The following is a 13,521-nucleotide window of genomic DNA, read 5'->3' on the forward strand; positions in this document are numbered from 1 at the left end:
ATGACCATCCCCACCACCGAGGCCCTCGCCACCGCCGAGGCGCCCAAGCCGACGCCCGCTGGTCGCTCGTTCGCCGCCCGGTTCGCGTCGTCGTTCGCGATGTTCCGGAACGGCAAGTCGATCGCGGGGCTCTGCATCCTCGGGTTCTTCGTCCTCGTCGCGGTCTTCGGCGACCTCATCGCGCCGTACGGCCCGCTCGAGAAGGACTTCACCGCGCTGCGCCAGGCTCCGTCGGCCGCGCACCTGCTCGGCACGACGCACATGGGTGAGGACGTCCTGAGCCAGCTGATCTACGGCACCAGGGGCGTGCTCCTCGTCGGCTTCCTGGCCGGGATCTTCGCGACGATCATCGCCGTCGCCATCGGGGTCACCGCCGGGTACGTCTCGGGGTTCACGAGCGAGTCGCTGTCCGCGCTGACGAACGTCTTCCTCGTCATCCCGGGGCTCCCGCTGATGATCATCGTGGCGTCCCAGTACGACAACCCGAGCCTGTTCCTCATCGCCGGTGTCCTGGCGCTCACCGGGTGGGCGTGGGGCGGCCGGGTGCTCCGCGCGCAGACGATGTCGCTGCGGAACCGCGACTTCATCCAGGCGGCGAAGGCGAACGGGGAATCCCTCTTCCGGATCATCACCGTCGAGATGCTGCCGAACCTCACCGCCATCATCGCCTCGAGCTTCGTCGGCACGGTCACCGCTGCGGTGCTCGGGCTCACCACGCTCGCGTTCATCGGCGTCATCCCCATCACGAACCTCAACTGGGGCACCATCCTGTTCTGGGCGCAGCAGAACGGCGCGTTCCCCGACTTCTGGTGGTGGTATGTGCCGGCCGGTGTCTGCATCGCCCTGCTCGGCGTCGCGCTGTCGCTCATCAACTTCGGGATCGACGAGTACGTGAACCCGAGACTCCGCTCGGCGGGTGAACGCGCCAGGGCCCTCCGCAAGCGCGGCATCAAGCCCGGGGCGAGCGTCACCGCCGTCCGCACCGAGACGACCGGCCCGTCCACGATCACCGACACGACCCACACCGAACGCGCTGGAGCCACCGAACGATGAAGACCGACACCGCCCGCCACCTCGAGGACGCCCGCTACCTCGACCCCGCGCTGCCGATCGCGGCCCGCGTCGACGACCTCGTCGAGCGGATGACCGTCCGCGAGAAGGTCGGGCAGATGATGCAGCTCGACGCCCGTGACGACATCGAGGCGCACGTGCTCGAGACCCACGTCGGCTCGATCCTGCACGCGTCACCGGAGCGCCTCGCGGTCGCCCATGAACTCGTCGGGCGGACGCGACTGCGGATCCCGCTGATCGTGGGGGAGGACTGCATCCACGGTCACTCCTTCCACCTCGGCGCGACGATCTTCCCCACGCAACTGGCCATGGCCGCGAGCTGGGACCCGGGGCTGCTCGAACGGGTCGCCAGGGCCACGGCCGTCGAAGTCGCTGCGACGGGTGTCCACTGGACGTTCTCGCCGGTGCTCTGCATCGCCCGCGACCTCCGCTGGGGGCGCGTCGGTGAGACCTTCGGCGAGGACCCGTTCCTCATCGGTGAGCTGGCCTCCGCGATGGTGCGCGGCTACCAGGGCGACGGCCTGTCCGACCCGACCGCCATCCTCGCGACGGCCAAGCACTTCGCCGGCTACTCCGAGACGCAGGGCGGGCGCGACGCGAGCGAGGCCGACATCTCCCCGCGCAAGCTGCGGTCATGGTTCCTCCCGCCGTTCGAGCGGGTCGCCCGCGAGGGCTGCGCCAGCTTCATGCTCGGCTACCAGTCGATCGACGGGGTGCCGATCACGGTCAACGAGTGGCTGCTCAACGACGTCCTGCGCGGTGAGTGGGGGTACGAGGGGACGCTCATCACCGACTGGGACAACGTGGGCCGCATGGTGTGGGAGCAGCACGTCAGCCCGGACTACGTGCACGCCTCGGCTGCCGCGATCCGCGCCGGCAACGACATGGTGATGACCACGCCCGGATTCTTCGAAGGTGCCCTGGAGGCGCTCGAGCGCGGGCTGCTCGAGGAGGCCGACCTCGACCGGGCGGTCCGTCGCATCCTCACCCTGAAGTTCGCGCTCGGCCTGTTCGAGCGCCCGCGGCACCCGGACGCCGCGGAGCAGCTCGCGGTGATCGGCTCGCCGGAGCACACCGGACTCAACCTCGAGACCGCGCGTCGCTCGCTCGTCCTGCTCCGCAATGAGGGCGTGCTGCCGCTCGCCGGCGGCTACCGGGCGGACGAGGCAGGCAGGGCGATCGTGACGCCGGAGGCCGGGCCGCAGCGCATCGCCGTCGTGGGTCCGCTCGCGGACGACGCGCAGATGCAGCTCGGCGACTGGGCGGGCAACTCCGGCCAGGCCGGTTGGCTGCCCGACGGCCAGCCGCGCGAGATGATCACCACCGTGGTCGACGGCCTGCGTGCGGTCGCACCCGCCGGGAGCACGGTCACAACCGCGTTCGGAGCCGACATCCTCAGGCTCTCGGCCGATCCCGCAGGGGCGACCTTCCCCGACGGTCAGCCGCGTCCGCCGGTCGTCACGCCCGCGCGACCCGACGAGGCGCTCATCGCGGAAGCCGTCGCTCTGGCCGAGGACGCCGACGTGGTCGTCGCCGTCGTGGGCGACCGGATCGAGCTCGTGGGGGAGGGCCGCTCCACCGCGACGCTCGAGCTCATCGGCGGACAGGTGGCACTGCTCGACGCCCTGGTGGCCATCGGCAAGCCGCTCGTCGTGGTCCTGCTCGCTTCGAAGCCGCTCGTGCTGCCGCCGTCCGCGCTGCACGCCGACGCGATCGTGTGGGCGGCGAGCCCCGGCATGCAGGGTGGCCGCGCGATCGCGGAACTCCTGCTCGGTCTCATCGAGCCGACCGGTCGCCTGCCCATCTCCTTCGCGCGGCACGCCGGCCAGCAGCCGACGTACTACAACCAGATCCGCGGACAGCACGGCGACCGCTACGCCGACCTCACCCAGGAGCCTGCGTTCGCGTTCGGCGACGGACTGTCCTACTCGAGCGTCGAGTACGGGGAGCCGCGCCTCGACCAGGTCGTCCACGGACGTGGCGACACCCTGCGCGCCGAGGTCGAGGTGCACAACAGCGGTTCGCGTCCCGTCCTCGAGACGGTGCAGGTGTACGTCAGCGACCTCGTCACCTCGGTGAGCTGGGCCGACCAGGAGCTGAAGACGTTCCGTCAGGTCGCGATCGAACCGGGCGACACGGCGACGGTCACGATCGAACTGCCCGTCGCCGACTGCTCCATCGTCGACGCCAGAGGACGGCGGGTCGTCGAAGCGGGTGAGTTCAAGCTGCGGGTGGGCGGCTCGTCGCGGGCCGATGCGCTGCACGCGGTCCGCTTCACGATCGCCGACTGAGCCGCCGGCAGCCGGGACCCTCACGGGGCCGCACGAAGTCCCTCCTGTTTCGTGCGGCGCCCGTGAGAGCTCGCGACGACTACGCCAGTTCGTCCGCGTCAGCGCGGACGGTGACCTCGCCGCCGTTGGCGCCGTGCATGAGGTCTTCGAGCAGCGGCCGGTCCATCTCGAACGTCTCGTCCGAGTCGAAGCTGAACTGCAGCGGGATCGACGGGTGCAGCCAGAGCGTGACGCGGCCGCGTTCCGTCGAGGTGTCGCGCAACGTCACCGAGAACGACTCGTTGCGGCGGAGCTTCATGAGGGTGATGGTCTTGACGTGAGCCAACATCCGGTCCTCGAGGTGGAATCGGTTCTCGCCCGTTCCGTACACGATCGCGCCCATGTGGATTGCCCTTCTCCGGACCTCCGACGGTCGACACGGCGAGATGCGCCGGTGTCGAGCGGCCAGCCTGGAGACCCACTTCAACGTCCGCCGAACAAGTGTAGGAAAATTGAAATCGTCGCTCTGAACTGTTGATTTCCGGGTGCTGGCTGCGCTATGTGTTTCCGCTCGGTGAGACGGTCAGGACAGCAGGTCGGGGTCCTGCCCCTGGGGGAGTGCTGAGGACGGGGTGTCTTGGGAGGGGCCGTCCGGTGTGCCCATCGCGATCCCGATCCCGGGGCCGATGAGCAGGTTGATCGGTTCGAGCTGGCCTTCACCGCGGTCGACCTGCAGCCACCGGAACTGTCCGGCGGAGATGCTGTCGAGCACCTCGGCGCGGAACTCGTCCGGATCCTCGACGGCGATCGAGTACGGAAGTCCCTGGTAGACGATCTCCATGCGGCTCATGCGACTTGTCCTGTCCGGCTCGGAGCGGGCTCCGCGATGACCGAGAGGCCGTGGGCGGAGTTCGCCGTGACGTTCAGCGCGTCGATCCACGCGCGGTTGAGGTCGATCGGGACACTGCCCGAGTACTTGAAACGCAATGGCACCGAGGGGTGGATCCAGATGACGCTGCGCCCGTCGCCGGCGCGCGGGTCGTCCTTCCAACCGAAGTAGAAGGCCTCGTTCCGGCGGAGCTTCGCACCGATCACGAACTGCAGGTGCGCAAGCAGCCGGTCCTCGAAGGTGATCGAGACCTCAGAACCGTAGATCAGTTTTCCCATGGCGGGCCGTGCTCTCCTCGTTGTGCGTCACGCGGTGTCTATCGCGGTGTCGCTTCACCTTAAGACTCTCGGCTCCGAAAACCCAGCTGGCGGCCGCGCGGGCACGGATGGGACGCTTCGGCGTCGATGTCAAGGGCCCCGGGATCGACAGGTACGGTGCGTAACCTGCCGTGCAGGAGGTGCCAACCATGGCAACAGCAGAGAAGACCAGCAAGACCGAGAGCACGACCCGATCGGCTCCCGGAGGATCCGGGCCGAAGCCCACCCGTCGGCAGAACGCCGAGAAGGGCTTCGTCGCGTCGAAGGAACTCGACGCCAACATGCAGGCCGTCCTCGTCGACCTCATCGAGCTGTCGATCCAGGGCAAGCAGGCGCACTGGAACGTCATCGGACGCAACTTCCGCGACACGCACCTGCAGCTCGACGAGATCATCGACGCCGCGCGCGAGTTCAGCGACACCGTCGCGGAGCGCATGCGTGCCCTGCACGCCGTGCCGGACGGTCGCAGCGACATCGTCGCCGAGACCACGACACTGCCCGAGTACCCGCAGGGCGAAATCGACACCTCGGAGACGATCGACCTGATCACCGTCCGACTCGAGGCGGTCGTCGGCACGATGCGTCGGGTCCACGACGACGTCGACGATGAGGACCCGACGAGCGCGGACATCCTCCACGCGATCATCCAGCAGCTGGAGCAGTTCGCGTGGATGATCAGCGCGGAGAACCGGACGGCGACCCGCAGTCGTTGACCTGCAGGCGGTGACCCTGGGCGGCGCCCGACGACCACGCGTCGTCGGCAGCGCCGCCCGGTCGTTCGTCGACGACCAAGGGCCGGCGACGACTACTTGTCGTCGGCGCCGCCACCCGACGCCGTGTCCTCGCCGTCGTTCGGCTCGGAACCGTCGGAGCCCGAACCGTCGGGGATCTCTTCCGCGTCGGGACGTGAGGATGATGCAGATGCGTTCGTCATGTTCGCTTCCTTCCTGGTTGTCGCCATCGGAGATGACCAGACCAACGCTAGGCCGCCGAGCTGATCGGCGCGTGGGGGTTGACGCTTCGACAGGGCCAGACCAGCATGGCGGCTGTGATGAGCGGTGATGAGGTGACCGGGCGCGAGACCCCGACGGGGAGCATCCGCACACCGAAGCAACGGGTCGGCGCGTGGATCATGCCCGCGCTGCGCCCGTGGCGCCTCATGCTCGCGCTCAAGGTGGCCATCGCGGCCACCGCGGCCTGGTTCCTCGGCAGCCTGCTCCCGGGCGAGCTCGGCGACTTCTCCTACTACGCCCCGCTCGGCGCCCTCGTGAGCCTCACACCGACGCTCATGGACTCGGTGCGCTCGAGCCTGCAGACCCTCATCGGCCTGGGCCTCGGCATCGGACTCGCGTGGCTCCTCATCATCTCGCCCGCGCCAGGCTGGGTGTCCGTCTCACTGTCGGTCGGTCTCGGCACGCTGCTCGCCGGTCTGCCGGGACTCGGACAGGGCCGTGACTACGTCCCCATCGCGGCGCTGTTCGTCATCATCATCGGCGGAGCCAACGCCAACGACTTCTCGGTCGGCTACCTCGTGCAGATGGCCCTCGGCGTGCTCGTCGGGCTCCTCGTGAACCTGCTCATCATGCCGCCGTTGTTCGTCCGCGAGTCGGCAGCCGGGATCTCGGCCGCGCGGTCGCGGATGGTCGGCGCGCTCCGGAGCATGTCGGACACCCTCCGATCCGAGTCGGCACCGACCCCGGACGACCCGCCGTCCTGGGACAGCTCACTGCTCGCCATCCGACACGACGTCGACGCCGCGCGCGGGCTGATGAAGGACGCCGCGGAGAGCCGCCGGGCCAATCCGCGCACGCGGTGGAACCGGCACGACTTCCGCGGGGATGAGGGGGCGCTCGCCGCCCTGGAACGGATCGCGCCGGTGGTCGTGGAGATCGGTGACGCCCTGCGTGCGGCGCTTTGGGGGATCCCGGTGCCGGTCGACCTCGACGAGGGCGTCCGGAGTGCACTCGCCGATGCGATCGACGCCTCGGCCGACCTCGTCGAGGCCGCGATCGACGACGAGCGTCTCTCCGAGGCGCTGCGTGCCTCCGACCGGGCGCTGACGACGCTGCGACGGGCGGTGCGCTCGGCGCACGCGGGCGCGAACGGGGCTGCGGGTCGGGAGCCGGACGACGACGACCCGGCGGAGGATGCGGGCGGCGAGAACCTGCTGTTCGCGCTGCGCCGCATCCACGCCGAGATCGAGCGCTCGGAGCGGTCGCCCGACGCCTGACCGGCGCCCGGCGCGCGCGGTCCTCAGAGGATCGGCTTGCCGCCGGTCACCGCGATGACGGCGCCCGAGATGTAGCTCCCCTCGTCCGAGGCGAGCAGCACGTAGGGCGGAGCGACCTCGGCGGGCTGGCCCGGACGCCCGAGCGGGGTGTCCGTCCCGAACGACTCGACCGTCTCGGGCGGCATCGTCGACGGGATCAGGGGTGTCCAGATCGGGCCGGGGGCGACCGCGTTCACGCGGATCCCGTCGCCACCGAGCATCTGGGCGAGCGTAGCGGTCATGCTCGCGAGACCCGCCTTGGTCATGGCGTAGGGCATGAGCTGCGGCGACGGCGAGTCGGCCTGCACCGAGCTCGTCGCGATGATCGAGGAACCCGGAGCCATGTGCGGGACGGCCGCCTTGCTCAGGTGGAAGAACGCGCTCAGATTCGTGGCGAGCGTGTGGTCCCACTCCTCGTCCGGGATCTCGGCGAGGCTCTCCCGCGTCATCTGGTACGCGGCGTTGCTCACCAGGATGTCGACCTTCCCGAAGCGTTCGACCGTCGCGCGGACGATCTCGCGGCAGTGCTCTGGGCTCGTGAGGTCACCACCGATGCTGAGGGCGGTCCGGCCGGCCTCCTCGACCCAGCGGACCGTGTCGGCGGCGTCCTCGTCCTCGTCGAGGTAGCTGACGACGACGTCCGCCCCCTCGCGGGCGTAGGCGATGGCGACGGCCTTGCCGATACCGCTGTCGCCGCCGGTGATGATGGCGACCTTGCCCTCGAGCTTGCCGGAACCCCGGTAGCCGGTCTCGCCGTGATCGGCCTGCGGGGTGAGTTCGCCTTCGGTCCCGGGCGGCTGCTGCTGCTGAGCGGGCTGGTTCATGGTGTTCCTCCCTGTGCTGCTGTGGATCCGTGCTGCTGTGGATCCGTGCTGCTGTGGATGTCGGCATGCTGCGGTTGTGGTGCTCCAACCCAAGCCGATCCGAGCGATCCGCCTCCAGGGGTTGACGCCCGCCCGGCACCAGGCGTCCCGCGCTAGCAGCCGCGTGGCGGGGCCGCCAGCCCCGACGATTCCGAGGTGCTCCTCGTAGGGTGAAGCGCATGACCGCAGCTGGCGAGGATCTCCGTTCGTACGCACCGATCGGGGACGGCCGCACCGTCGCCCTCATCGGACTCCGTGGCCAGGTCGACTGGCTGCCGATCCCCGACCTCGGCTCCATGCCGGTGTTCGCCCGGCTGCTCGACGACGACTCCGGCGGGTGCATCGAGCTCGAGCCGGTCGGCGAGTACACCGTCACGCGGCGGTACGTGTCCGGCACCAACGTGTTGCGCACGACCTTCACGACCGAGCACGGGCGGGCGACGATCACGGACGCTCTCGTCACGGGCATCGCGGGTCGCCTGCCCTGGGCCGAACTCGCGCGCCGGATCGACGGGGTGTCCGGCAGCGTCGAGTTCACCTGGCGCGTCCGGCCCGGGACCGCACTGGGCACGGCCTCACCCTGGATCGAGGACAGCACGCGCGGCCCCATCATCCGCTCCGGCGCGACGACGATCGCGGTCGTCGGCGACGAGTACGGGCCGGAGGCGGTCGAGGTCGACGGAGCCATGCCGACGGAGCTCTCCGGTCGCTTCACGACGACCGAGAAGTCCCGTCACCTGCTGATCATCGTCGCGACCCACGGTGAGCCGATCCACTTGCCGGTCCCGGCGAACGTCGACGTCGGCATCGATCGGACCATCGACAACTGGCGCGCCTGGTCCCGGGCCTTCTCCTACGAAGGCCCCTGGGCGGATCAGGTGCAGCGCAGTGCCCTCGCCCTCAAACTCCTGATCTTCAGCCCCACCGGTGCCATCGCGGCCGCGGCGACCACCTCGCTGCCGGAGAACCCGCGCGGGGCCAAGAACTGGGACTACCGCTTCGCCTGGGTGCGCGACCTCGCGTACACCGCGCACGCCCTCGTCCGCTTCGGCCTCCGCGAGGAGACGCACGCCGCCGTGTCGTGGCTGCTGCGCACCATCCGCGAGAACGGACCGGAGCTGCACATCTTCTACGGCCTCGAGGGCGGCGTGCCCGATGGTGTGGTCGAGCACGACGTCGCCGGCTGGCGCGGCATCGGTCCGGTGGTCAGCGGGAACCCGGCGCAGGGGCAGTTGCAGCTCGGCGTCTACGGCGACCTCTTCGCGATCTGCCGCACCTACGTCGACGCCGGCAACGTCCTCGACGTGGAGACCGGCCGTCTCCTCGCCGAGGTCGCCGACCGCACCTGCGACCTGTGGCGGAACCGCGACGCCGGCATGTGGGAGCTGCCCCAGGAGGAGCACTACGTGTCGTCGAAGATGGGCTGCTGGCAGGCGCTCGGCGACGCGGTGCACCTGGCGGAGCTCGGGCAGGTCGCCGGCAGTGCCGACCGCTGGCGCACCGAGCAGACCCGCATCCGGGAGTGGATCGATGAGCACGGTTGGAACGAGGAGCGCGGGGCGTACGTCATGTTCCCCGGGAGCGACGACCTCGACGCCTCCGTGCTGCTGCACGCGATGAGCGGGTTCGACCGCGGTGACCGGATGTCCTCGACCATCGACGCGCTGACGGCCGAACTCGGCGAGGGGGCGCTGCTGTACCGGTACTCGGGCGTGCAGCAGGAGGAGTACACCTTCGTCGCCTGTGCGTTCTGGCAGGCCTCCGCGCTCGCCTGCGTCGGTCGCCACGACGAGGCGATCGCGGCCATGGACGAGCTCGTCGGCATGACCAACGACGTCGGGATCCTGGCCGAGATGATCGACCCGGCCGACGGTGCGCACTGGGGCAATCTGCCGCAGGCGCTGAGCCACCTCGCGCTCATCAACGCGGCCCTCACGATCAAGGAGCTCACCGAGCAGGATTGAGCGCTCCCGGGCCTGCCCACGCACGCGGGTACCCGCCCCATGCTGGGAAAGCAAGCCCCGCGGGGACACCCGTCCGGGTCCGTACCGTGGAGGCAATGGATGTTCACCCACAGGTCTTCCGAGACACCCCCGCGATCCTCGTCGAGAGCATCTGGTGGGACGCCCGCACCGACGAGGTCGTCTGGGTCGACATCACCGCGGGCACGCTGCACCGCGGACGGATGGACGGCGCCGTGGACGGCAGTGACGACCGCGTCACCGAGCTCCCACCGCCGCTGAGCGCCGTGCAGCCGCGTGCCGCCGGCGGCTACATCGCCGCACTCGGCGACCGCATCGTCACCCTCGACGACGACGGACTCATCGCCGAGACCCTGGCGAAGCTCGACCACGTCCACGCCGGCCTGCGCAGCAACGAGGCGAAGGTCGACCCGTTCGGCCGGTTCCTCGTCGGCTCCATGAACGTCACCACCGGCGAACCGAACGCCGCCCTGTACCTGCTCGACGACACCGGACTCCGCACGCTGCTCGGCGGCTTCGGCGTCACCAACGGCTTCGAATGGTCCGACGACGGTCGCAGCGTGTACGTGACCGACACCACCGTGAAGACGGTCTACCGGGCGAGCACGGGAGAAGACGGCCGACTCGGGCCGCTGGAGCCCTTCCTCGTCGGCTACGACTCCGACGGCCTCGCGCTCGACACCGAGGGTCGGTTCTGGAACGGCGTCAACGGCGGTGGTCGCGTGCTCCGGTGGAGCCCGGACGGCACCGTCGAGGACGAGCTGAGCGTGCCCGCCCCAGGCGTCACCTCGGTGGCCTTCGGTGGGCCCGAGCTCACGACGCTCTTCGTCGGGACGGCCCGCGAGAACCTCACCGAGGCTGACCTGGTGGACGCACCGCTCAGCGGCGGCATCTTCCGATTCGACGGACTCGCGACCGGCCGACCCGTCAATTCCTACGGACGCCGATCGACCTCGGTGCCCGACCCGGCGACCGACCGCATCTGACCTGAACCATTCCGACCTGTCCGACCACGACCGAACACTGAACGAGAGGACCATCACCATGGCCAACGACCAGTACACCTTCACCGACCCGGCGAAGCTCTACGCCCACATCACCGCCGAGAAGCAGCACCAGCCCGAGCCCGGACTGGACGCCGAGCTCGACCCGAAGGCCGACCTCGGCGAGAAGAGCTACCGCGGCTCCGGCAGGCTCACCGGCCGCAAGGCGCTCATCACCGGTGGCGACTCCGGCATCGGCGCGGCCACCGCGATCGCCTTCGCCCGCGAGGGCGCGTCCGTCGCGCTGTCCTACCTTCCCGAGGAGGAGGAGGACGCGCAGCGCATCGCCGGCATCCTGCAGGACGCCGGTGCGACCGTGCTCACCCTGCCCGGCGACCTCCGCGACCCGGCCTACTGCCGCGACCTCGTGGAGCGCGCGGTCGAGGGCCTCGGCGGCCTCGACATCCTCGTGAACAACGGCGGCAAGCAGACGTTCAACGAGGACCTCACCACCCTCACGGACGAGCAGTTCGACGACACCTTCAAGACCAACGTCTACGCGATGTTCTGGCTCTCGAAGGCCGCGCTCCCGCACCTCCCGGCCGGCTCGTCGATCATCAACACGACGTCGATCCAGGCGTACTCGCCCTCCGACATCCTCGTGGACTACGCGTCGACCAAGGCGACCATCAACGCCTTCACGAAGGCACTGGCGCAGCAGCTCGCGCCCAAGGGCATCCGCGTCAACGCGGTCGCGCCCGGCCCGATCTGGACGCCGCTCCAGGTGTCGGACGGTCAGCCGCAGGACAAGATCGCGGAGTTCGGCGAGGACACCCCGCTCGGCCGCATGGGACAGCCGGCCGAGCTCGCGCCCGCCTACGTGTTCCTCGCGTCGGCGGAGTCGAGCTACGTGCTCGGTGAGACCCTGAACGTCAACGGCGGTATGCCCACGCCGTAACCCCGTCCCACCCCACAGCAGCCCGCGAACTGTCAGTTGCGGCTAGTCGGACCACCGTCCGACTAGCCGTTTCTGACAGTTCGCGGGCTGTTTGGGTCAGTCCGTGCGGTCTGCAGCGCGTCGCACGCGACGGCCCTCGAGGGCGTCCTTCGCGTCGCGGTCGGCGAGCGCCTTGATCGCGGCGTCCGAGCGCAGGGGCAGCTGCAGCTCCTGCTCGGCGGCGACACCCGAGGCGAGCTGGCGGCCTCGCTGGATCTCGATGTCGAGCTGGGCACCGAACAGCAGCGCGAGGTTCGCGATCCAGATCCACAGCAGGAAGATGATGATGCCGGCGAGCGAGCCGTAGGTGGCGTCGTAGTTGCTGAAGTTGGCGATGTAGAAGCCGAACCCGAGCGAGGCGATGAGCAGGATCAGGAGCGCGGCGAGCGCACCGATGCTGATCCAACGGAACTTCTCCGGCTTGATGTTCGGCGTCGCGGAGTACAGTACGGCGATGACGAAGACGAGCGCGACGGCCATGACCGGCCACTTCGCGATCGACCAGACCGTGAGGCCCGTCTCACCGAGACCGACCGCCTGTCCGATGGCCTGGGCGACCGGCCCGGACACGATGAGCGCGAGGGCGATCACCGAGATGACGAGCAGGACGACGAGGGTCACGCCGAGCTGCGTCGGACGCAGGGACCAGATCTTGCGCCCCTCCTCGACCCCGTACATGCGGTTGAGCGCGCGTCCGAAGCCGCCGACGTAGCCGGATGCCGACCACACGGCACCGCCGATACCGACGACGAGCGCGAAGCCGATCGCCGGTGACTCGACGAACTGGTTCACCGCGTCGGTCAGGAAGCCGAGGCTGTCGCCCGGTGCGAGGTTGCCGACGATCTCGAGGAGGGCGTCGGTGCCGTTGCGGCTCTGTCCGAAGAGGCCGAGGATCGAGACGAGCGCCAGGACGGCCGGGAAGAGCGACAGGATCGCGAAGTAGGTGAGCCCCGCGGCGAGGTCGGTGCACTGGTTCGAGGTGAAGGAGTGCAGCGTCCGCTTCAGGACGTAGCCCCAGGGGACGGGGACGCGCTGGGGGTTCATCGTCTCTTCCGCGTGGTCCGCATCGCGGTTCCGCGGATCGTCAGCCGTGCTCCGATCGAGACGGTCCTCTTTGGCGGACTCAGACACGGTGCCCTCGGTTCGCACGCCACAGCAGGACGCCCGCACCGACGACCGCGACCGAGGCGACGACGATGGCGGTGGTGCGCAGGTGGTATGCCACGGCGGTGCGGACGTCGAACTTCTGGAAGAGGAGGTCGAGCGTCTGCGCGAGGTGCTCACGCGTCTGTTCGACTTCGAGCTGCAGGGTGTTCAGACCGGCGCCCTCGGGGGGAGTGGGGCGGGCGAGATCCTGGTCGCTCATGCTGCGGCCTCCTTGGTGTCGTGCTTCGAGTCGTGCTGCTGGTGCTCCGCGAGGTGGTCGCCGGTGAGGGCTTCGACACTGCGCTCGGGAACGGGCTTCGCGCCGGCCTTGAGCTTCTTGACGCCGACGAGCGCCAGGATCCCGGCGACGAGGATGAGGACGACGCCGACGATGAGGGCGGCGAGCCAGGCGGGGAGCACGGTGGCGAGTCCGAGGACGGCTGCCGCGATGAGCGTCCCGAAGCCGAAGAGCACGAGCACCAGGGCGACGACGAGCATTCCCGCGCCGATCCCGAGGTCCTTGGCCTTCTTCGTCATCTCCGCCTTGAACAGGGCGATCTCGCCCGTGACGAGGCGGACGACATCCTCGCGGAGGTCGGTGAGGAGGGTCTTCATGGGAGGAAGTCCGCGGCGACTCCGTCTGCGGTCGGCCGCGCTGCTGGCATCGGTCATCTGAGCACTCTTCTCGTTGTGGTCCTCCAGCCCACACCCCTCTCGCGCGCGAGACAAGGGCT

Annotated in this window: 15 protein-coding genes; 7 read left to right on the forward strand and 8 right to left on the reverse strand. The window is 69.6% G+C overall.

The features are described 5' to 3' along the window. Together IFU30_RS03950 and IFU30_RS03955 are read left to right on the forward strand one after the other, a co-directional pair. On the forward strand, positions 1 to 1,053 hold the full coding sequence (locus tag IFU30_RS03950; RefSeq protein ID WP_079704857.1) for an ABC transporter permease: 1,053 nt from the start codon (positions 1 to 3) through the stop codon (positions 1,051 to 1,053). Next, on the forward strand, positions 1,050 to 3,362 hold the full coding sequence (locus tag IFU30_RS03955; RefSeq protein WP_192004385.1) for an exo-beta-d-1,3/1,6-glucosidase: 2,313 nt from the start codon (positions 1,050 to 1,052) through the stop codon (positions 3,360 to 3,362). The genes IFU30_RS03950 and IFU30_RS03955 overlap by 4 nt, the downstream gene beginning before the upstream one ends. 79 nt (positions 3,363 to 3,441) lie before the next feature. On the opposite strand, the gene IFU30_RS03960 is transcribed toward IFU30_RS03955, so the two are convergent. The 3 genes from IFU30_RS03960 to IFU30_RS03970 form a co-directional block, all read right to left on the reverse strand. After that, positions 3,442 to 3,744 carry a DUF7882 family protein gene (locus tag IFU30_RS03960; protein ID WP_085512050.1) on the reverse strand — a complete coding sequence of 101 codons (303 nt, stop codon included), beginning with the start codon at positions 3,742 to 3,744 and terminating at the stop codon, positions 3,442 to 3,444. A gap of 180 nt (positions 3,745 to 3,924) precedes the next feature. Beyond that, positions 3,925 to 4,191 (reverse strand): hypothetical protein, encoded by a 267-nt coding sequence (locus tag IFU30_RS03965; RefSeq protein ID WP_192004386.1) that lies wholly within the window; start codon positions 4,189 to 4,191, stop codon positions 3,925 to 3,927. Next, positions 4,188 to 4,508 (reverse strand): DUF7882 family protein, encoded by a 321-nt coding sequence (locus tag IFU30_RS03970; protein WP_064297077.1) that lies wholly within the window; start codon positions 4,506 to 4,508, stop codon positions 4,188 to 4,190. The genes IFU30_RS03965 and IFU30_RS03970 overlap by 4 nt, the downstream gene beginning before the upstream one ends. Before the next feature lie 188 nt (positions 4,509 to 4,696). On the opposite strand from IFU30_RS03970, the gene IFU30_RS03975 reads away from it, so the two are divergent. Then, complete coding sequence (locus IFU30_RS03975) at positions 4,697 to 5,260, forward strand: Dps family protein (protein WP_086472957.1); 564 nt, start codon at positions 4,697 to 4,699, stop codon at positions 5,258 to 5,260. A gap of 92 nt (positions 5,261 to 5,352) precedes the next feature. On the opposite strand, the gene IFU30_RS20605 is transcribed toward IFU30_RS03975, so the two are convergent. Continuing rightward, the gene (locus IFU30_RS20605) at positions 5,353 to 5,481 is read right to left on the reverse strand and encodes a hypothetical protein (RefSeq protein ID WP_255467562.1); all 129 of its coding nucleotides are present in this window, start codon (positions 5,479 to 5,481) and stop codon (positions 5,353 to 5,355) included. A 117-nt stretch (positions 5,482 to 5,598) separates the two neighbouring features. Here IFU30_RS20605 and IFU30_RS03980 point away from each other — a divergent pair, with 117 nt between their 5' ends. Then, positions 5,599 to 6,777: an FUSC family protein gene (locus tag IFU30_RS03980; RefSeq protein WP_192004387.1), complete on the forward strand. Its 1,179-nt coding sequence runs from the start codon at positions 5,599 to 5,601 to the stop codon at positions 6,775 to 6,777. A gap of 23 nt (positions 6,778 to 6,800) precedes the next feature. Here the strand turns inward: IFU30_RS03980 and IFU30_RS03985 are convergent, their stop codons facing one another. Continuing rightward, the gene (locus IFU30_RS03985; protein ID WP_192004388.1) at positions 6,801 to 7,640 is read right to left on the reverse strand and encodes an SDR family oxidoreductase; all 840 of its coding nucleotides are present in this window, start codon (positions 7,638 to 7,640) and stop codon (positions 6,801 to 6,803) included. 218 nt (positions 7,641 to 7,858) lie between these two features. On the opposite strand from IFU30_RS03985, the gene IFU30_RS03990 reads away from it, so the two are divergent. From IFU30_RS03990 to IFU30_RS04000, 3 genes are all read left to right on the forward strand, one after another. After that, positions 7,859 to 9,643, forward strand: coding sequence for a glycoside hydrolase family 15 protein (locus IFU30_RS03990; RefSeq protein WP_192004389.1), 1,785 nt, complete (start codon positions 7,859 to 7,861; stop codon positions 9,641 to 9,643). 95 nt (positions 9,644 to 9,738) lie between these two features. Then, the gene (locus tag IFU30_RS03995; RefSeq protein ID WP_192004390.1) at positions 9,739 to 10,647 is read left to right on the forward strand and encodes an SMP-30/gluconolactonase/LRE family protein; all 909 of its coding nucleotides are present in this window, start codon (positions 9,739 to 9,741) and stop codon (positions 10,645 to 10,647) included. A 58-nt stretch (positions 10,648 to 10,705) separates the two neighbouring features. After that, the gene (locus IFU30_RS04000) at positions 10,706 to 11,602 is read left to right on the forward strand and encodes an SDR family oxidoreductase (protein WP_192004391.1); all 897 of its coding nucleotides are present in this window, start codon (positions 10,706 to 10,708) and stop codon (positions 11,600 to 11,602) included. 96 nt (positions 11,603 to 11,698) lie between these two features. Here the strand turns inward: IFU30_RS04000 and IFU30_RS04005 are convergent, their stop codons facing one another. The 3 genes from IFU30_RS04005 to IFU30_RS04015 all read right to left on the reverse strand — a co-directional run bounded on the left by IFU30_RS04005 (position 11,699) and on the right by IFU30_RS04015 (position 13,459). After that, positions 11,699 to 12,685: a YihY/virulence factor BrkB family protein gene (locus IFU30_RS04005; protein ID WP_191940337.1), complete on the reverse strand. Its 987-nt coding sequence runs from the start codon at positions 12,683 to 12,685 to the stop codon at positions 11,699 to 11,701. Positions 12,686 to 12,764: 79 nt separating this feature from the next. Next, positions 12,765 to 13,007, reverse strand: a complete 243-nt coding sequence (locus tag IFU30_RS04010; RefSeq protein WP_191940338.1) for a DUF3618 domain-containing protein — start codon at positions 13,005 to 13,007, stop codon at positions 12,765 to 12,767. Further along, entirely contained in the window at positions 13,004 to 13,459 is a 456-nt protein-coding gene (locus IFU30_RS04015) for a phage holin family protein (protein ID WP_071261765.1), read from the reverse strand. Before IFU30_RS04015 ends, IFU30_RS04010 begins: the two co-directional genes overlap by 4 nt. Positions 13,460 to 13,521 lie beyond the last annotated feature (62 nt).

The sequence above is a fragment of the Plantibacter sp. CFBP 8798 genome (assembly GCF_014841195.1).
GTDB lineage: Bacteria > Actinomycetota > Actinomycetes > Actinomycetales > Microbacteriaceae > Plantibacter > Plantibacter auratus.

Excerpts from the sequence above, each read along its gene's own strand:
- IFU30_RS03970 (WP_064297077.1), bottom strand. The coding sequence starts at position 4,508 with ATGGGAAAACTGATCTACGGTTCTGAGGTCTCGATCACCTTCGAGGAC.
- IFU30_RS03975 (WP_086472957.1), top strand. The coding sequence starts at position 4,697 with ATGGCAACAGCAGAGAAGACCAGCAAGACCGAGAGCACGACCCGATCG.
- IFU30_RS04015 (WP_071261765.1), bottom strand. The coding sequence starts at position 13,459 with ATGACCGATGCCAGCAGCGCGGCCGACCGCAGACGGAGTCGCCGCGGA.
- IFU30_RS04005 (WP_191940337.1), bottom strand. The coding sequence starts at position 12,685 with ATGAACCCCCAGCGCGTCCCCGTCCCCTGGGGCTACGTCCTGAAGCGG.
- IFU30_RS03990 (WP_192004389.1), top strand. The coding sequence starts at position 7,859 with ATGACCGCAGCTGGCGAGGATCTCCGTTCGTACGCACCGATCGGGGAC.
- IFU30_RS03980 (WP_192004387.1), top strand. The coding sequence starts at position 5,599 with ATGAGCGGTGATGAGGTGACCGGGCGCGAGACCCCGACGGGGAGCATC.
- IFU30_RS03960 (WP_085512050.1), bottom strand. The coding sequence starts at position 3,744 with ATGGGCGCGATCGTGTACGGAACGGGCGAGAACCGATTCCACCTCGAG.
- IFU30_RS20605 (WP_255467562.1), bottom strand. The coding sequence starts at position 5,481 with ATGACGAACGCATCTGCATCATCCTCACGTCCCGACGCGGAAGAGATC.
- IFU30_RS04000 (WP_192004391.1), top strand. The coding sequence starts at position 10,706 with ATGGCCAACGACCAGTACACCTTCACCGACCCGGCGAAGCTCTACGCC.
- IFU30_RS03950 (WP_079704857.1), top strand. The coding sequence starts at position 1 with ATGACCATCCCCACCACCGAGGCCCTCGCCACCGCCGAGGCGCCCAAG.
- IFU30_RS03995 (WP_192004390.1), top strand. The coding sequence starts at position 9,739 with ATGGATGTTCACCCACAGGTCTTCCGAGACACCCCCGCGATCCTCGTC.
- IFU30_RS04010 (WP_191940338.1), bottom strand. The coding sequence starts at position 13,007 with ATGAGCGACCAGGATCTCGCCCGCCCCACTCCCCCCGAGGGCGCCGGT.
- IFU30_RS03985 (WP_192004388.1), bottom strand. The coding sequence starts at position 7,640 with ATGAACCAGCCCGCTCAGCAGCAGCAGCCGCCCGGGACCGAAGGCGAA.
- IFU30_RS03965 (WP_192004386.1), bottom strand. The coding sequence starts at position 4,191 with ATGAGCCGCATGGAGATCGTCTACCAGGGACTTCCGTACTCGATCGCC.
- IFU30_RS03955 (WP_192004385.1), top strand. The coding sequence starts at position 1,050 with ATGAAGACCGACACCGCCCGCCACCTCGAGGACGCCCGCTACCTCGAC.